Source organism: Streptomyces sp. NPDC041129, assembly GCF_055592265.1.
Genome location: NZ_JBVIYV010000005.1, coordinates 61,175 through 78,886, shown reverse-complemented (window position 1 = coordinate 78,886; position 17,712 = coordinate 61,175). Strand labels below are relative to the sequence as shown.

General features: G+C 69.3%; 14 protein-coding genes. 6 read left to right on the top strand and 8 right to left on the bottom strand.

The window, feature by feature from the left end:
• Window position 1 precedes the first annotated feature (1 nt).
• From ACZ6B1_RS18285 to ACZ6B1_RS18265, 5 genes are all read left to right on the top strand, one after another.
• Complete coding sequence (locus tag ACZ6B1_RS18285) at window positions 2-514, top strand: Jag family protein (protein WP_468779524.1); 513 nt, start codon at window positions 2-4, stop codon at window positions 512-514.
• A gap of 115 nt (window positions 515-629) precedes the next feature.
• Window positions 630-1,346, top strand: a complete 717-nt coding sequence (rsmG, locus tag ACZ6B1_RS18280; RefSeq protein ID WP_199211226.1) for a 16S rRNA (guanine(527)-N(7))-methyltransferase RsmG — start codon at window positions 630-632, stop codon at window positions 1,344-1,346.
• Between the two features lie 287 nt (window positions 1,347-1,633).
• Window positions 1,634-2,707, top strand: coding sequence for a ParA family protein (locus tag ACZ6B1_RS18275; RefSeq protein WP_468780129.1), 1,074 nt, complete (start codon window positions 1,634-1,636; stop codon window positions 2,705-2,707).
• Window positions 2,704-3,801 carry a ParB/RepB/Spo0J family partition protein gene (locus ACZ6B1_RS18270; protein WP_468779522.1) on the top strand — a complete coding sequence of 366 codons (1,098 nt, stop codon included), beginning with the start codon at window positions 2,704-2,706 and terminating at the stop codon, window positions 3,799-3,801. The genes ACZ6B1_RS18275 and ACZ6B1_RS18270 overlap by 4 nt, the downstream gene beginning before the upstream one ends.
• A gap of 312 nt (window positions 3,802-4,113) precedes the next feature.
• Entirely contained in the window at window positions 4,114-4,731 is a 618-nt protein-coding gene (locus ACZ6B1_RS18265) for a GNAT family N-acetyltransferase (RefSeq protein ID WP_468779520.1), read from the top strand.
• 107 nt (window positions 4,732-4,838) lie between these two features.
• Here the strand turns inward: ACZ6B1_RS18265 and trxA are convergent, their stop codons facing one another.
• The 7 genes from trxA to ACZ6B1_RS18230 all read right to left on the bottom strand — a co-directional run bounded on the left by trxA (window position 4,839) and on the right by ACZ6B1_RS18230 (window position 14,583).
• Window positions 4,839-5,171, bottom strand: a complete 333-nt coding sequence (trxA, locus tag ACZ6B1_RS18260) for a thioredoxin (protein WP_199211225.1) — start codon at window positions 5,169-5,171, stop codon at window positions 4,839-4,841.
• 63 nt (window positions 5,172-5,234) lie between these two features.
• Window positions 5,235-6,206 (bottom strand): thioredoxin-disulfide reductase, encoded by a 972-nt coding sequence (trxB, locus tag ACZ6B1_RS18255; protein ID WP_468779518.1) that lies wholly within the window; start codon window positions 6,204-6,206, stop codon window positions 5,235-5,237.
• A gap of 170 nt (window positions 6,207-6,376) precedes the next feature.
• Window positions 6,377-7,261 carry an anti-sigma factor family protein gene (locus ACZ6B1_RS18250; protein ID WP_468779516.1) on the bottom strand — a complete coding sequence of 295 codons (885 nt, stop codon included), beginning with the start codon at window positions 7,259-7,261 and terminating at the stop codon, window positions 6,377-6,379.
• Window positions 7,258-7,983 carry an RNA polymerase sigma factor SigM gene (gene sigM / locus ACZ6B1_RS18245; protein ID WP_468779514.1) on the bottom strand — a complete coding sequence of 242 codons (726 nt, stop codon included), beginning with the start codon at window positions 7,981-7,983 and terminating at the stop codon, window positions 7,258-7,260. Before sigM ends, ACZ6B1_RS18250 begins: the two co-directional genes overlap by 4 nt.
• Before the next feature lie 22 nt (window positions 7,984-8,005).
• On the bottom strand, window positions 8,006-9,706 hold the full coding sequence (locus ACZ6B1_RS18240; RefSeq protein ID WP_468779512.1) for a protein kinase family protein: 1,701 nt from the start codon (window positions 9,704-9,706) through the stop codon (window positions 8,006-8,008).
• Between the two features lie 118 nt (window positions 9,707-9,824).
• The gene (murJ, locus tag ACZ6B1_RS18235; RefSeq protein WP_468779510.1) at window positions 9,825-12,170 is read right to left on the bottom strand and encodes a murein biosynthesis integral membrane protein MurJ; all 2,346 of its coding nucleotides are present in this window, start codon (window positions 12,168-12,170) and stop codon (window positions 9,825-9,827) included.
• 46 nt (window positions 12,171-12,216) lie between these two features.
• Window positions 12,217-14,583 (bottom strand): DUF6049 family protein, encoded by a 2,367-nt coding sequence (locus tag ACZ6B1_RS18230; RefSeq protein ID WP_468779508.1) that lies wholly within the window; start codon window positions 14,581-14,583, stop codon window positions 12,217-12,219.
• Window positions 14,584-14,839: 256 nt separating this feature from the next.
• Between ACZ6B1_RS18230 and ACZ6B1_RS18225 the strand changes: the two genes are divergently transcribed.
• Window positions 14,840-16,306, top strand: coding sequence for a CCA tRNA nucleotidyltransferase (locus ACZ6B1_RS18225; protein WP_468779506.1), 1,467 nt, complete (start codon window positions 14,840-14,842; stop codon window positions 16,304-16,306).
• Window positions 16,307-16,353: 47 nt separating this feature from the next.
• Here ACZ6B1_RS18225 and ACZ6B1_RS18220 read toward each other — a convergent pair whose 3' ends face one another.
• Window positions 16,354-17,670 carry an MFS transporter gene (locus ACZ6B1_RS18220; protein ID WP_468779504.1) on the bottom strand — a complete coding sequence of 439 codons (1,317 nt, stop codon included), beginning with the start codon at window positions 17,668-17,670 and terminating at the stop codon, window positions 16,354-16,356.
• Window positions 17,671-17,712 lie beyond the last annotated feature (42 nt).

The window sequence follows — 17,712 nt, the reverse complement described above, 5'->3', positions numbered from 1 at the left end:
CGTGACGGAAGGCACCACCTCCGCCGCTGCCGAGGGTGCAGACACCCTCACCCGCCTGGAGCAGGAGGGCGACATCGCGGCGGACTACCTGGAGGGCCTGCTCGACATCGCCGACCTCGACGGCGACATCGACATGGACGTCGAGGCCGACCGCGCCTCCGTGTCGATCATCAGCGACGCCGGCAGCCGCGACCTGCAGAAGCTGGTCGGCCGGGACGGCGAGGTGCTCGAGGCTCTCCAGGAGCTCACGCGCCTGGCCGTGCACCGCGAGACCGGTGACCGCAGCCGGCTGATGCTGGACATCGCGGGCTACCGCGCCAAGAAGCGCGCCGAGCTGTCCGAGCTGGGGGCCAAGGCCGCCGCCGAGGTAAAGAGCACCGGCGAGCCCGTGAAGCTCAAGCCGATGACGCCGTTCGAGCGCAAGGTCGTGCACGACGCGATCAAGACCGCCGGGCTGCGCAGTGAGTCCGAGGGCGAGGAGCCCCAGCGGTTCGTCGTCGTACTGCCTGCCTGATCGGCCCCTCTCGTTTTACGGCCCCGTCTGCCTGCAGACGGGGCCGAACTTTGTCAGCCTGGTAGTTCTGGTGGCCGGTGCACGAAGCCCGGCGCTGTACGGAAGGACGGTCCCCGTGACGGAGGCAGCGGAGCTTCCCCCCGCGCCCGAACAGGCGCGGGAAGTGTTCGGTGAGCGCTTCGCCGATGCGGTTCGTTATGCGGAGCTGCTCGCGGAGGCGGGGGTGCAGCGTGGCCTGATCGGCCCGCGCGAAGTGCCCCGTCTCTGGGAACGGCATCTGCTGAACTGCGCGGTCCTCTCGGAGGCGGTCCCTGAGGGGGTGACGGTGTGCGACGTCGGCTCGGGAGCCGGCCTGCCGGGCATCCCGCTGGCTCTGGTCCGGAACGACCTGAACATCACCCTGCTGGAGCCCCTGCTGCGGCGCACCAACTTCCTCACCGAGGTGGTCGAGCTGCTGGGCCTGGACCATGTCACCGTGGTGCGTGGCCGGGCCGAGGAAGTCATGGGCAAGCTGCCGCCGGTTCATGTTGTGACGGCCCGTGCCGTGGCTCCGCTGGACCGACTGGCCACCTGGGGCATCCCCTTGCTGCGTCCCTACGGTGAGATGCTCGCGCTCAAGGGAGACACCGCCGAGGAGGAGCTGAAGTCGGCCGCCACGGCCCTCAGCAAGCTGGGTGCGGTGTCGACGTCCATTCTTCATGTCGGCGACGGTGTGGTGGATCCGCCGTCCACCGTGGTCCGGGTGGAGGTCGGTGAGAGCCCAGGTGGCGTGCGGTTCGCCGCCAAACGGGCCAAGGCCGCTCGAACGGGACGGGCGCGGCGACGTCGCTGACCCATAAGACCCACGTCTCGGGGTCGCGCTGGGAACGAGACGTACTCCACACAAGCTGCCAAACCCATGCAAGCCGGAGTGTCGCGAAGATCCGGTCGCTGTAGCTGTGCATCGTGTTTCACGTGAAACGTCGCTCACTGCTGCACGGCATCATCAGTCGGGGCCGCGCTGCGGCCGAACCCCGTGACCGTAAGCCTCTCGGTTCACTCGGAAGGGCAGCGGAGTTGTCCACAGAGGTGGATTTCTCCACAGAACAACAGGCCTCACTGGTTCACGACCCCGAAGGCATGGGAGGCTCTGTTCATTGCGAGCCTGAAGTCGAGGAGAGTGAATCCTTGCGGTCCGACGCCAACATCGCGGGACCGATGACCGATCCGGTCCCCGGTCCCCGTACCGAGTCGATGGGGGCGGATGTTTCACGTGAAACACCGCCTCCGATGGACGACACTCCCATCGGTCGTGCTGCCCAGCTGGCGGTGGAGGCTCTGGGGCGGGCCGGCGAAGGCCTGCCACGACCGGAGCAGACCCGAATCATCGTGGTCGCCAACCAGAAGGGCGGCGTCGGCAAGACGACGACGACCGTCAACCTTGCCGCTTCGCTGGCTCTGCACGGCGGTCGCGTCCTGGTGATCGACCTCGACCCACAGGGCAACGCCTCCACCGCGCTGGGGATCGACCACCACGCCGAGGTTCCGTCGATCTATGACGTCCTGGTGGAGAGCAAGCCTCTCGCCGAGGTCGTCCAGCCCGTTCCGGACGTCGAAGGTCTCTTCTGCGCTCCGGCCACCATCGATCTCGCCGGTGCTGAGATCGAGCTGGTTTCCCTGGTGGCCCGGGAGAGCCGGTTGCAGCGAGCTATCCAGGCGTACGAGCAGCCGCTGGACTACGTCCTCATCGACTGCCCGCCCTCGCTGGGCCTGCTGACGGTCAACGCTCTCGTCGCCGGCCAGGAGGTCCTCATCCCCATTCAGTGCGAGTACTACGCGCTGGAGGGGCTGGGGCAGTTGCTGCGCAACGTCGACCTGGTGCGGGGCCACCTCAATCCGACCCTGCATGTATCGACCATCCTGCTCACCATGTACGACGGCCGGACGCGTCTCGCTTCGCAGGTCGCCGAAGAGGTGCGCACCCACTTCGGTGACGAGGTGCTCCGGACGAGCATTCCCCGCTCGGTCCGTATCTCCGAGGCGCCGAGCTACGGGCAGACGGTGCTGACCTACGATCCTGGATCGAGTGGCGCCCTCTCCTACCTTGAGGCCGCCCGAGAAATCGCGCTGAGGGGCGTTGGCATCAGCTACGACGCGAGCCAAGCCCACATCGGCGCCCAGAACGATCCGAACATGGTGGAGGGCATCCAGTGAGCGAGCGACGGAGGGGGCTGGGCCGCGGGCTCGGCGCACTGATCCCTGCTGCCCCGACCGAGAAGGATCCGGCTCCGGCCACGAGGGGGAGCCAGGCTTCCACATCCCCGGCCGCAGTGCCGCTGGTGTCGGACCGCGGGGTGGCCGCGGCGAAGGTGGCCACGCTGCCGTCTGTTTCACATGAAACCGAGGAGCTCCCGGCGAACCCGGCCGCGGAGGCGCCGGCGCCTCCGGTGGGGGCCCACTTCGCTGAGCTTCCCCTGGACTCGATCACGCCGAACCCGCGCCAGCCGCGTGAGGTCTTCGACGAGGACGCGCTCCACGAGCTGATCACCTCCATCAAGGAGGTCGGTCTCCTCCAGCCCGTCGTCGTACGGCAGCTCGGCCCCGCCCGCTATGAGCTGATCATGGGTGAGCGGCGCTGGCGGGCCTGCCGTGAGGCTGGCCTGGAGGCGATCCCGGCGATCGTCCGGGCCACCGACGACGAGAAGCTCCTTCTCGACGCCCTGCTGGAGAACCTGCACCGTGCGCAGCTCAACCCGCTGGAAGAGGCAGCCGCCTACGACCAGCTCCTGAAGGACTTCAACTGCACCCATGACCAGCTGGCCGACCGGATCGGACGTTCACGTCCGCAGGTCTCCAACACCCTGCGTCTGCTGCGGCTCTCACCGGCCGTGCAGAAGCGGGTGGCCGCTGGTGTCCTCTCGGCCGGCCACGCCCGAGCGCTGCTGTCCGTCGAGGACTCGGAGGAGCAGGACCGGCTCGCTCACCGCATCGTGGCCGAGGGGCTGTCCGTTCGGGCCGTCGAGGAGATCGTGACTCTGATGGGCTCGCGGCCCCAGAAGGCTTCGCGGTCCAAGGGCCCCCGGGCTGGAGCGCGGGTCTCTCCGGCGTTCAATGAGCTGGCGACGCGGTTGTCCGACCGCTTCGAGACGCGGGTGAAGGTCGAGCTGGGCCAGAAGAAGGGCAAGATCACCGTGGAGTTCGCCTCCCCGGAGGACCTCGAACGGATCCTGAACACGCTCGCCCCCGGTGAGCGTCTGGCCCTCCAGCAGAGCCTGCAGGAGAGTGCGGTCGACGGGGCCGACGACTGATCGTCACTACCGCCCCAGTGAGCTGAAGAGCGGACGGCGTCCGGTTGCACCGGAAGGCGGTCCGCTCTTTGCTTTGAGGCGGTATCGAGGCACTCGCATCGTGGATACGATGCGAGTGGGTATGGCGCATCCACCTGGCGGATCTCTGAGTGGGGAGACAGGGGCCATGCGATCGATGAGCCGCACCGGATTGGTGAGCGCGGGCCTGGGTATCGGGGTGATCGGCGGATTCGTCGGCAGCCTGCTCAGGCAACGGAGCGTCCTGTCGGCAGCTCGCGATGCGGCGGGCGAAGGAAGCGAGGAACGGCTTTCATGGGGCGTCGGCTTGTACCGCTCACGCTGGACAACCTCGAGGACCTTCCCCGACGCTGCCGCTCGTGTGTCTTCTGGGAGCTGGATCCCGTCAGCGGCGAGGCCGCGGTAAAGGCCGGTACGTCCGCGCTGGAGAAGGAATCCTGGATCTCCGCCGTGCTGCTGGACTGGGGATCGTGCGGCCGGGTGGTCTACGTCGACGACGTCCCCGTCGGCTTCGTGCTCTACGCGCCGCCGGCCTATGTGCCGCGTTCCATGGCCTTTCCCACGAGTCCGCTCTCACCGGATGCCGTCCAGCTCATGACGGCGTTCATCATGCCCCGCTATCAGGGGCAGGGGCTGGGCCGAGTGATGGTCCAGACAGTCGCCAAGGATCTGCTGCGCCGCGGCTTCAAGGCGATCGAGGCGTTCGGTGACGCCCGCTGGAAGGAGCCCGCCTGTCTGCTGCCCGTAGACCACCTCCTGGCCGTGGGGTTCAAGACCGTCCGGCAGCACCCCACGCATCCCCGTCTGCGGTTGGACCTTCGCTCGGCTCTCTCCTGGAAGGAAGACGTGGAGCTGGCGCTGGACCGACTGCTGGGGGCGGTTCAGAAGGAGCCGGCACTGCGGCCACTGTAGAGGGCGCGGACTGCGAAGCCTCATCATGCGAATGGGCCAACCCGTTGGGGTTGGCCCATTCGTGTTTCACGTGAAACATGCGCCGCCGGTTCGACGGCATCGACCGACTACTCGGCGATGAACTCCTCAAGGTCACGCACGATGGCGGCCTTCGGCTTGGCACCCACGATCGTCTTGGCGACCTCGCCGCTCTGGTAGACGTTCAGCGTCGGGATCGACATGACGCCGTACTTGGCGGCCGTACCCGGGTTCTCGTCGATGTTGAGCTTGACGATCTCGATCTTATCGCCGTACTCGGCGGCGATCGCCTCCAGCGACGGGGCGATCTGGCGGCACGGACCGCACCAGGCGGCCCAGAAGTCCACCAGGACGGGCTTGTCGTTCTTGAGGACGTCCTGCTCGAAGGAGTCGTCGGTCACGTTCTTCAGAGTGCCGGCCACGGCGGGCTCCTTAACTTGGTCGTGCGGTGAGGCGGGAGTGGGCGAGGGTCGGACGGCGGCGGTTCAGACGGCGGCGGTCTTCTCGGGCTCGGCCTTGTCCTCGTCCGCGAGGGCGGCGAGGAAGCGCTCGGCGTCGAGTGCGGCGGAACAGCCGGTGCCGGCCGCGGTGATCGCCTGCCGGTAGGTGTGGTCGACCACGTCACCGGCGCCGAAGACTCCGGTCACGTTGGTGCGAGTGGACGGGGAGGCGACCTTCAGGTACCCCTCCTCGTCGAGGTCCAGTTGGCCCTTGAAGAGCTCGGTGCGCGGGTCGTGGCCGATCGCGATGAACAGACCGGTCACCGGCAGCTCCGACAGCTCACCGGTCTTGATGTTGCGCAGCTTGAGCCCGGAGAGCTTCTGGTCGCCCTGGACCTCGGCGACCTCGCTGTCCCAGACGAACTTGATCTTCGGGTCGCCGAAGGCGCGCTCCTGCATCGCCTTGGAGGCGCGCAGCGTGTCCCGGCGGTGGACGATCGTGACCGACTTGGCGAACCGGGAGAGGAAGGTAGCCTCCTCCATCGCGGTGTCGCCACCGCCGATCACGGCGATGTCCTGGTCCCTGAAGAAGAACCCGTCACAGGTGGCGCACCAGGAGACGCCGCGGCCGGAGAGGGCGTCCTCGTTCGGCAGACCGAGCTTGCGGTGCTGGGAGCCGGTCGTGACGATCACGGCCTTGGCCTGGTGGACCGTTCCGGCGGTGTCCGTGACGGTCTTGATCTCACCGGTCAGGTCGACGGAGACGATGTCGTCCGGGATCAGCTCGGCGCCGAAGCGCTCCGCCTGGGCCCGCATGCTGTCCATCAGGTCGGGGCCCATGATGCCGTCGCGGAAGCCCGGGAAGTTCTCCACCTCGGTGGTGTTCATCAGGGCACCGCCGGCGGTGACGGCACCCTCGAACACCAGGGGCTTCAGCGACGCGCGCGCGGTGTAGAGCGCCGCCGTGTAGCCTGCGGGCCCGGAGCCGATGATGATCACGTTACGGACGTCGCTCACGGCTTGTTTCCTCGTCTCTGGTCTGTGTCAGTCGACCGGTGGAGCCCCTTTCGGAGCTCTCACCCCACCCAACGGATCCTAGGGGGTCCGCATTCCCGGTGTGTCCGGGCACACGGGGATGGCACAGGGTACGGATGACCGCACAGGCGCCGAGAAATCCTCCGAGGCACTCAGGACCGGGGAAACGACTGTTTCATCAGTACCTTGCCGGCGGACTCAGGATGCTGATGGATGCACTCCGCCTCGACGACGTAGGCGGTTACCCGGGTGCTGTCGTCGGCGTCGGGGACCACGACCAGGTAGGCGCTCTTGCCGGCGTAGATGCCGGTCCTGGAGCCCAGGACGTCGCCGTGGCTGTTGATCGCCTGGCGGACACAGCCGGGGACCGGGGGCTGGGCCTGGAGCAATGTGTTGGCGCTCTGGGTGGACCCGGGGCTGGTCTGCTCGGTCTCGACGCCCGACCGCGGCTCATTGGAGTGATGCTGCCTGGTCTTGCCCGCGGCCAGCAGACCCTTGACCTGGCTCTGGACGCTGTCTCCGGAGAAGCTTCCGGCGGACGGTGCCGTCGTGCCATGAGCCGTCGTACCGGAGCCCCCGCCGTTCAGAGACTGCAGGACGAGGGACCCCGCGCCCAGGACCGCGGCGGTGAGCAGGGAGCCCAGGACTACGGTCCTTCGGCGACGCCCACGCCGGGAATCCTTGCGTCCCGGACCTGTCGCCGCGGGGGACCGTCCGGCAGGGCGATCCGACGGGATCGATGTTTCACGTGAAACATGACCACCGCTCTCCTCGGGGGCGGTCGAGGCCGGCAGCGCCTCGGCGGCAAGAGCGGCGTCGAGGCGGCCGACGATGTCCGCAGGCATACGAGGGGGTTCCTCGAAGGTGCCCAGCAGCCCTCGGATCTCCTCCAGTGAGGCGAGGACGTCCGCACACAGCTCGCACGCTTCCAGGTGCCGCCGTACCTCGGTGTTCCGGTCCGCCGGGAGCAGGCCCTCGGTGAGGTCGGAGATCTCCGCGACGTCCGGGTGCCCGGCCGTGTCTGTCGTGGAAGTCACGCTCGCCCACCTCCGCCCTTCGCTACGGCTGAATCGCTCGGACCCGTCCCACCGGCATCGCTGCCGCTAAGGCCCGTTGCAGGTGGGACGGATGTCCCCTGCAGCCGGTTCCGTCCCGGAGCGGGTTCTTTTTCGTCGCTGGTGTTCCCGGGCCGTAGGTGGCCGAGCAGGGGAAGGAGCCTGGCTCTGCCCCGGGCACACCGGCTCTTCACCGTCCCGGTCGGCACATCGAGAATCCGGGCGGCCTCGGCGACGGGGTAGCCCTGCATGTCCACAAGGACCAGAGCCGCGCGCTGGTCGTAGGGAAGCGTGCCGAGGGCCTCCAGAAGCTGCCGATGCAGATCGTTCCGCTCGGCGGGAGCCGAGGCGGACTCATGCGGCTCCAGCAGCTGTTCCAGCCGCTCGGTGTCGTCGACGGGGCTGGTCTTCCGGGTGGCCGCCTTCCGCGCGCGATCAAGGCAGGCGTTCACGGTGATCCGGTGCAGCCAGGTTGTGACGGCCGATTGCCCCCGGAAGGTGTGCGCGGCCCGGTAGGCGGAAACCAGAGCGTCCTGGACGGCGTCAGCGGCTTCCTCCCGGTCGCCCAGCGTCCGCAGCGCCACGGCCCAGAGCCGGTCCCGATGCCGTCGGACGATCTCAGCGAAGGCATCGGGGTCGCCTTCTACGTGTCGGGCGAGGAGGTCCTCGTCCCGTGCGTCGCCGTATCCGGCGCCATCTCCCATCGGCCCCTCCCGAGTGGAGACCTCAGCTGGTCACCTTGATGTCTGCCACTCGGCCTCGCCAGTGGCCCTCGTTGTCCGCGGGCAGCTTGGTCAACCACACGAGGAGGTACTGCGTCTTGAGGGACTTGCCGGGCTTGAGCGTCACCGTGGTGCCCGAGCCGCTGGCAACCTTGCTGTAGGCGTTGAAAGTCGTCGGCTCGGATCCCGCACTCGCGTCCGCGGCACGGAGTTCGACCGAGGTCTCGCCCACGAAGGTGATGCTCACCTTCCCGACCTGCTGAGCCTTGCCGAGGTCGAGTTTGATGCCGACACCGGACTTCAGATTTCCGAACTCCGGGCTCAGGTAGAAGTCCGTCTGCCAGTAGGAGGCAGTGCTGTTGTCGTAGGCCTTGTCTATGTCGGCCGGCTTCTCGGACTGATCCTCACCGAAGGGGTCGAAATCCCGGGCGCCCGCGATGGCGATGGGCTTGCCGTCCGTGGGCTTCTTCGGGCTCTTGTCGCCGCCGTCCTGCGTCTGGGTGTTGTTGGTGTCGTTCGGGTTGTCCTTCTGGCCCATCAGGGCGTCCGCGAGCTGCCAGCTGCCCAGGCCCAGCGCGGCGATGAGCAGGGCGGAGACCGCCCACTTCAGGACCTTGCCCGTACGGCTCTGCAGCGGGGGCGGCGGGGACGTGAGCGGCTGGGTGATACCGGGGTGCGGCGCGGGCCGGCCGTAGGTGCCCTGCTGGTACGTGGTGCGCTGGTACTCCGGCGGCGCGGTGAAGGCCGGCTCCGGCGGGCGGATGCGGGGCATCTCCCCGATCGCCTTGACCAGTTCCTCAGGCGTGGTGCACGCGGCCTCGTGGCGCGAGGCGGTGGCACCGTCGTTGACCAGGGCCCGCATGGCCAGCTCGGACAGGCCACGGTGCACACCGGCCCGTACCTGGTCCGGTGCGATCAGGCCGATGTCCTTGGGCAGCCCCGCCAGGCCGTAGGCGTCGTTCTCGTACGGCCAGCGCTGGGTGAGTGCCGCGTAGAGCAGGGCGCCGATGGATTCGGTGTCCGTGCGCTGCGGGGTGTCGGAGCTGATGCCGCGCAGCGCCGCGTTCACGGCGAGACCCCGGATACGCCACTGGCCGGTGGAGGCACGCAGGACGGCGTTCGGGTTCAGCCGGAGGTGGGCGAGACCTTCGCGGTGGGCGGCGGACATGGCGGAGGCGACCTGACTGACCATCTGGTAGGCGTCGTGCGGCTCCAGTGGGCCGGCCGCGAGCAGGGCGGTCAGTTCGGTGGCGTCGGGCAGCCATTCGTGCACGACGTAGACGAGGTCGTTCTCCTCGACGGCGTCGAGGACCTGGACGAAGCGCGGATCACCGAGCAGCGCCGAGGACCGGGCGGCGGCCAGCACCGCCCGTGCCCGCACATGATCCGCGGGGAGGATGTGGACGCCTACGGCACGACGGAGTTTCTCGTCGACCGCACGCCAACTGCTGAATCCGTCCAGACGGGTGACGCACTCCTCGAGACGGTAGCGTCTGGCGAGCTTGTGACCGCTGTGCAGTTCGGGCGGCGAAGCCTTCTTGCCAGGGCCCTCAGTCCCACCGCTCCCCTGTGCCTCGTCGCTGTCCGTGTCCCGCTCCGGGTTCTGGGCCACCCCGTCGGCCGTGGACTGGTCCGCCTTCGCGGTCAGCGGCTCGTCACCGCTGTTGTCTGCCACGTCGACGGCAGCCGTGCTCCGTTCCGCCACCGTCGTCCCTGCCTCCCCATCCGTTGCACGCTGTCCGACGCCGAATCCAATTGTGCCCACAGTCCGACGCTATGCACGACACACAGCCGCGGACGATGGTTGTGCGCCTACCCCCGCCTCAGCGCCCCAGACGCCCGCGGACCATACCCACGAGCGAGTTGAGTTCCTCGATCCGCATCTTGCGGGCGGCTACGAAGAAGACGCCGAGCAGGACCGCGCCACCGGCGATCAGCGCGGCGAACGAACCGACGACGCCCTGGCCGAGGGTATGCCCGATGCCGTAGCACGCCGCACCGCTGAGCAGAGCCGCCGGCACCGAGGCGATGCCGAGCCGGGCGTAGGTCCGCAGCACGCGGGCGCCGTCCAGGTCACCACCGAGCCGCTTGCGCAGCCGCCGCCAGGCGACACCCACTCCGATCGCGTAGGCGAGGCCATAGGCGGCGGCCATGCCCGCCACCGCCCAGCGGGCCGGCAGCAGGAAGTAGCAGAGCCCGGAGACCGCCGCGTTGACCGCCGCCACGATGACGGTGTTGTAGAAGGGGGTGCGGGTGTCCTCGTACGCGTAGAAGGCGCGCAGGACGACGTACTGCACCGAGTACGGGATCAGGCCGAGGCCGAAGGCCATCAGCATGTAGCCCATGTTGGTGGCCGAGCCGATGCCCGCCGAGCCGAAGATCAGCGTGCACATCGGGATGCCGAGCGCGAGGAAGCCGAAGGCGATGGGCACGATGGCGACCGCGGTCGTGCGCAGCCCCTGCGAGATGTCGTCGCGGACGGCTCCGCCGTCGCCCTCGGCGGCCGAGCGCGAGATGCGCGGCAGCAGCGCCGCCATCAGGGACACCGTGATGATGGCCTGCGGCAGACCCCAGATGAGCTGGGCGTTGGCGTAGGCGGCGAAGCCCGTTCCCTTGACACCGGAGTCGTCACCCGCGGCGGTGGACAGCTGGGTCACGACCATGGCACCCAACTGGTTGGCGAGCACGAACAGGACCGTCCACTTGGCGAGCATCGCGGCCTTGCCGAGGCCGTGACCCTTCCAGTCGAAGCGCAGCCGGATCCGGAAGCCCGTCTCCCGCAGGTACGGGATCATCGCGAGCGACTGCACCACCAGACCGAGCAGCACACCGGCGCCGAGCAGCCGCTGCCCCTGGGGCGGGATGCTCTCGACGGCCAGGTGGGAGTTGGCCGCGGTGCCGTAGACCCAGATGAACATGCCGAGCGAGATGATGATGACGATGTTGTTCAGGACCGGGGTCCACATCATCGCGCCGAACCTGCCGCGTGCGTTCAGGATCTGACCCATCACCACGTGGATGCCCATGAAGAAGATGGAGGGCAGGAAGTAACGGGTGAAGGTGACCGCGACCTCGTTGGCCGCCGGGTCGTCCGCGATGGTGGGGGACAGCAGCCGCACCAGCAGTGGCGCCGCGAACATCGCGAGACCGGTCAGCGCGGCCAGGGCCACCATCACGAGGGTCAGCAGGCGGTTGGCGAAGGCCTCGCCGCCGTCCTCGTCCTCCTTCATGGAGCGCACCAGCTGCGGCACGAAGACGGAGTTGAGGCCACCGCCGACGGTGAGGATGTAGATCATCGTGGGCAGCTGGTAGGCCACCTGGAACGAGTCGGCGAGCAGGCCGAGACCCAGCGCGGCGGCGATCAGCGCGGAGCGGACGAACCCGGTGAGCCGGGAGACCATCGTGCCCGCCGCCATGACCGCGCTGGACTTCAGCAGCCCCGCTGCCTTCCCGCCCTTCTTGGGGGCCGGCGGGGCGGCCGTCGCGGTGGCGGCCGTACCGGCGGGCTCGGGAGCCGCGGCCGGCGCCGGCACCGAAGTCGGCGCGGGGCCGCCGGGAGCGGCGGGTCCGGCCTGGTACGAGGCGTCCGCGTACCGGTTCGGGTGCTGCGGGCTCTGGGCGTGCGGCGGAGCCGGGTAGGAGCCCGCGGGTCCCTGACCGGCGGCCGGGCCGGGGACGGCAGGGGGATCCATGGGCGCGGACCCACCACCCTGCTGCTGGTCCCGGAAGAGGTGCGCGAAGGCGTCCGGCTCGTGGTACTCCTCACCGGAGTGCGTGACCAGGTCGTCCACGCCCACGAACTGGGTCGTGCGGGGATCGTCGCCGTACGGCAGGTACGGGGCCGCGCCGTCGGGCTCCGGTGCCGGGGTCTGCGCCCAGACCCGAGGGTCCGGCGCGTGCGGCGACTGGGCCGGCGGGGCGTACAGCGGCTGCTGCTGCTCGTACGTGCCCGGGGGCGGAGGCGGGTGCGCGGCACGGTCGTACAGCGCCTCGGCGACCGGGTCCTGGGCGGCGAGGTCCCGCGCCCGGTAGGGGTCCTGGTCGTAGGCGTCCTGGAGGTACATGTCCGCCGCGTGCTGCGGCGGCACCTGGCCGGGCTCGGGCGACGGCTCGGGGTGGCCCGAGCCGGCCGCGCCCTGGCCGCGATCACCGTCGTACGGCGCGTTCATGGTTACCCCACCTCATCGTCCCGGGCCACACCGGCCACGACATCGCTCAACGGTCCACTCTCTCACCCGTCCCGGACGGGTCGGTGTTTTCCGGTGCGGTGTCCGGCGCAGGGTCACTCGGCTGCTCCGGGTCCTCTGCCCCGGACGGGGCGTCGGGCTCGTCGGGGAGACGATCGTCGGGGGTGTCGGGGTTCCCAGGGCCGTCGTCGGTCTCCCCGCCCTCCGTGCCGGGACCGTCGTCGTCCGCCTGGCGGGACGCCGCCCGCTTGCGCTGGGTGTACATCCGGAACCCGGCCAGGACGAGCAGAAGCACACCGCCGCCGATGACCAGCATGACGGTGGGCGTGACCTCGGTGACCTTCACGTCGAAGCTGACCGGGTCGCCGTACTCCTGGCCGTCCTGGGTGTAGAGCTGGGCGAAGACCGTGACGCGGCCGTTGGCGTTTGCCGCCGTGGTGAACTTCACGGACTGGCTGTGGCCGCCGGACACCTCGACGGGCTGCTCGTCGTAGCCCTTGCCGTGGATCTTCAGGCGGGTCGGCATCGTCGAGGTGAGCCGCAGGACAAGATGGCTCACGGGCTGCACGAGGTTGTTCTGGACGGTCACGGGGATGGTGGCGCTGCGCCCGGAGAGCTTCGTCTCGGACTTGTCGATCAGCTTGACCTGGTCGGCCAGCTCATCGAGCCAGGCCTCGACGTCGCCCCGGAAGCTGTCCGCCTCGGCACCGCGGCCGCGCCAGGACGTGGACATCTCACGGTTTATGGCCCGCCCGAACGGGGTGATCACCCGGGACTGGTCGCTGAGGATCACCTTGAAGTTGTCGAGCTTGTCCTGCGTGCGCGCGATCTGCTCGAAGGCCGTCCTCGGGAGCTCCCGCTTGCGCAGTGCGGAGGGGTAGGCGGACGTCGACGGGATGCGGGTGGTGGCGTCCGGGTCCGGCTTGGCCTTGGCGGCCGCGGTGAGGCTCTGCGCCTGGGACCAGGTGCCGCCCTGGAGCTCCTTCACCGCCTTCGCCATCGCCTGTGCCTGGCTCGCCGACGGCATGCGCTGCGGGGCGACCACGATGCTGCGCTGCGCGTCCGTCTGCGCGTTCACCTCCAGGCTCTGCGCCAGGAACTGCTGGACGGCGAGTGTCGCCGAGCCCGCCTTGGTCAGGTCGCCCTCGAAGGCCGTGGACAGCCGTGCGTCGGAGACCACCGCCGTCGTGCCGCCGCCGACCGGGCGAGCAGCGGACGGGGTGTACGGCAGTCCGGCGGTCTCCTGGAGGCTGTCGCTGCGGGCGATCACGCGGTCGGCTCCGGCGGAGGTGGCGACCTTCATGATCGACGGGTCGACGGCACCTTCCACGGGCCAGGCGAAGTCGGTCGTCGGTGTGACGTGAAGCACGGTCTTCACGGTGGTGGCGGCGACGTCGGTGGCGTCCTTGAGGTGACTGAGTGAGCCGGTGACGCTGGTACCGCTGTGCGCCAGGGAGGCCAGGTCCGGGTCGGCGAATGGCAGGGCGACGACCTCCTTGCCCACGACGGCCTTCTGCAGCTTGGCGAGCCACTGTTTGGCGACCGCCTGGTCCGTGCCGGCCTTGGTGGTGCCGTCTTCGCCCTGGAGCCGGTAGCTGCCCGCCATGGCGTCCACCGAGGCCAGCAGGTCCGGGTCGATCACCCAGGTGACGTCGAGGTCCTTGCCCTGGTCCAGCATCTGCGTCAGCCGACCGCCGGGTGCGATCTCCTTGGCCAGGTCGTCGTTGAGGAAGACCGGCGTCTGCAGCTCACCGGCGCCCGTCCTGGCCGTCATGTGGGACGTGGAGATCAGCGGCCACAGGAAGGTGGTCCGGGTCCTGGTGTCCGCCTCGGACTGCTGCCACGGCAGGAACGTCCGCTGGATGCCGAGCACCTGGTCCCAGGGCCGCGCGGAGGTCTGCCCGGACAGGGCCACACCGAACTCGTAGACGCCGTCCTGGCCGAGATCGAGCTGGTCCACCGGGACGGAGATGCTGAAGTGCTGCGCGACGCCTGGCGCGAGCTTGGCGAACTTCTCCACGTACTTGCCGCCGACCTCGGGGCCGGTGCGGGTGCGGAGGTCGTCGGAGTGCCGGGAGACGGCGTCGATCGCCGAGCGGGTGTTCAGCAGGGGGCCCATCCGCAAGCCGACATGAGCGCCGGTGACGTTCTGCCTGCCGGTGTTCGTCACCGTCCCGGACACGGTCACGGTGTCCCCGTCCGTGGGGGCGCCGGGACTGAGCGAATCCAGGGAGACGGACACCGGGCTGGATGAGGCGGCCTGTGCGGGCGCCGCGGCAGGCAGCTGCAGGAGTCCCGCCAGCAGCGGCACGCCGGTGAGTAGTGCTCCGGTGCGCCGCAGCCACCGGCGGGCAGGTGAGGCACTGGTCCCCTGGAAGTCAGCCGCCTCGGCCACGCGCTCGCCCGTCCCTCGTCGTCGTCAGTGGTCGTCGGAATGTGCGTCCACGCATGGTAACGAGACACGCTGAGTGGAAGTGCCAGGGTCTGCTCCACGAGACCAGGGAGCGGTGGCGCCTCGTCCTCTATATCCAGTATCGAGGGGAGAGCGCTTGTACGCCGTAAGCACTGCGCTTGTGCGGGTATGCCGGGAGGTGTCCGCGCCGCTCAATGGAGGCGACCCGGGCCGCCGGGGACACGTACCCTCTTCTGTTGTGCCGAACGCCAACGAAGACACTCCCTCTGCCCTGAGCCAGGCGCAGCACCGCGCGGTCAGCGAGCTGCTGCGGGTGGCCCCCGTCGCCGACGACCTCGCCCGCCGCTTCCAGGCGGCCGGGTTCTCGCTCGCCCTGGTGGGCGGCTCGGTCCGGGACGCGCTGCTCGGCCGGCTCGGCAACGACCTGGACTTCACCACCGACGCGCGTCCCGAGGACGTACTGAAGATCGTGCGGCCGTGGGCGGACGCCGTCTGGGAGGTGGGGATCGCCTTCGGGACGGTCGGCGTGCAGAAGAGCGCCCGTGTCGCGGACACCGACTGGCAGTTCCAGATCGAGATCACCACCTACCGGTCGGAGGCCTACGACCGCACCTCACGCAAGCCCGAGGTGTCCTACGGCGACTCGATCGAGGAGGACCTCGTCCGTCGCGACTTCACGGTCAACGCGATGGCCGTGGCGCTGCCGCAGAAGGAGTTCATCGACCCGCACGGTGGCCTTCAGGACCTCGCGACCCAGGTGCTGCGCACCCCCGGTACGCCCGAGGAGTCGTTCTCGGACGATCCGCTGCGGATGATGCGGGCCGCCCGGTTCGCCGCCCAGCTGGACTTCGAGGTCGCTCCCGAGGTCGTCACCGCGATGACGGAGATGTCCGGGCGGATCGAGATCGTCTCCGCCGAGCGGGTCCGGGACGAGCTGAACAAGCTGATCGTCTCCGAGCAGCCGCGCAAGGGCCTGGCCCTTCTGGTCGACACCGGGCTGGCCGACCATGTCCTGCCCGAGCTGCCGGCTCTGCGGCTGGAGAGTGACGAGCACCACCGGCACAAGGACGTCTACGAGCACACCCTGATCGTGCTGGAGCAGGCGATCGCGCTGGAGCAGGAGGGCCCGGACCTCACGCTCCGCCTGGCCGCGCTGCTCCATGACATCGGCAAGCCGCGTACCCGGCGTTTCGAGAAGGACGGCCGCGTCTCGTTCCACCACCACGAGGTGGTCGGCGCGAAGATGACCAAGAAGCGTATGACGGCCCTGAAGTACTCGAACGAGCTGGTGAAGGATGTCTCACGACTCGTCGAGCTCCACCTGCGCTTCCACGGCTACGGCACCGGCGAGTGGACGGATTCGGCAGTGCGGCGCTACGTCCGTGACGCGGGCCCGCTGCTGGACCGCCTGCACAAGCTGACCCGATCCGACTGCACGACGCGGAACAAGCGGAAGGCTGTCGCGCTGTCGCGGGCCTACGACGGCCTGGAAGAGCGCATCGGCCAGCTTCAGGAGCAGGAGCAGCTGGACGCGATCCGCCCGGACCTCGATGGCAACCAGATCATGGAGATCCTGGGTGTGGGCCCGGGCCCCGTCATCGGCAAGGCGTACAAGCACATGCTGGAGCTGCGCCTGGAGAACGGCCCGATGGCGCACGACGAGGCGACGGCGGCCCTCAAGGAATGGTGGGCCGGGCAGGGCTGAAATGTTGCGGGGGGTCGTGTTTCACGTGAAACACGACCCCCACTGCCCTATCGCGGGGGCGATGTTTCACGTGAAACATCGCCCCCTCGGCTGTCCCGGTTGATGTGGCGCTCCAAGCGGGCCATGCCCACGGCCACTCCGCCATAGACCAGTGCGACGAGAACCACCAGCAAGGCCGAACGCCCGTCGGGCGGGAGCATCAGCGCGGCGACTCCGGCGGCGCCGACGAAGGCGATGTTGAAGAGGACGTCGTACACCGCGAAGATTCTGCCCCTGAAGGCGTCCTCCACCGCCGCCTGGACGACGGTGTCCGTAGCGATCTTGGCTCCCTGGGTGATCAGGCCCAGAACGAACGCGGCCACCAGGAGTGGACCGGTGGCGAACGGTAGGCCGAGCGCGGGCTCCAGCACGGTGGCCGTGGCGGCGCACACCGCGATCCAGCGGCCCGGCCCTAGCCGGCCCACCGCCCAGGGTGTCACCACGGCGGCCGCGAAGAAGCCCGCACCGGACACGGCCAGGCCGAGTCCGAGCAGCCGCAGTCCCTCCTCGCGGGTCGTGGAGAGGGCGTAGCGGCAGAGCATGAGCAGCAGCACGAGGAGCGCTCCGTAGCAGAAGCGCATCAGTGTCATGGAGGCCAGCGCCCAGACCGCCTCCCGGCGGCGGGGTGCGGCCAGATGCCGGGCGGCCGAGAGCAGGTCGCGTGCGGTGTCGAGGAGCGCGGTCCGCAGGTGGGGCCGTGCGGGCTCCCGGTCGGGACCGAGCAGCGCGGGAGCCATGCTCAGGGCGGTCAGTGCCGCACACAGATAGAGGAAGGCTCCCAGCAGAACCACCGCGGCATCGGAGTCCGACGCCGCCAGCCGGACCACGAAGGCGAGGCCGCCCCCGGCTGTCGCCGCGAGTGTCCCCGCCGTGGGCGACAAGGAGTTGGCGATCACCAGGCGCTCGGTGTCGACCACGTGCGGCAGCGCGGCCGACAGCCCGGCGAGGACGAAACGGTTGACGGCCGTGACGCACAGCGCGGAGGCGTAGAACAGCCAGTTCGGCACATCGCTGATCATCAGTACGGCGGTGGCTCCCGCCAGCAGGGCGCGCAGCAGATTGCCGTACACGAAGACCTGGCGGCGCCGCCAGCGGTCCAGCAGGACGCCGGCGAAGGGGCCGATCAGCGAGTAGGGCAGCAGCAGGACCGCCATCGCCGAGGCGATCGCCGCCGCCGAGGTCTGTTTCTCCGGGGAGAAGACGACATACGCGGCCAGTGCGATCTGGTAGACGCCGTCGGCTCCCTGGGACAGCAGGCGCACGGTCAGCAGGCGGCGAAAGTCCCGTAGACGCAGCAGGACACGCAGATCACGGACGACGGGCATGGGCCCCACCCTCACATATGTGAAGGGTCCCCAGGTCGGCAG

What these genes read in the sequence shown, in the direction of transcription:
- ACZ6B1_RS18265 (WP_468779520.1), top strand. Translation starts at nt 4,114, where the DNA reads ATGGGGCGTCGGCTTGTACCGCTCACGCTGGACAACCTCGAGGACCTT.
- sigM (WP_468779514.1), bottom strand. Translation starts at nt 7,983, where the DNA reads ATGGGAGATGGCGCCGGATACGGCGACGCACGGGACGAGGACCTCCTC.
- murJ (WP_468779510.1), bottom strand. Translation starts at nt 12,170, where the DNA reads ATGAACGCGCCGTACGACGGTGATCGCGGCCAGGGCGCGGCCGGCTCG.
- ACZ6B1_RS18275 (WP_468780129.1), top strand. Translation starts at nt 1,634, where the DNA reads ATGGGAGGCTCTGTTCATTGCGAGCCTGAAGTCGAGGAGAGTGAATCC.
- ACZ6B1_RS18220 (WP_468779504.1), bottom strand. Translation starts at nt 17,670, where the DNA reads ATGCCCGTCGTCCGTGATCTGCGTGTCCTGCTGCGTCTACGGGACTTT.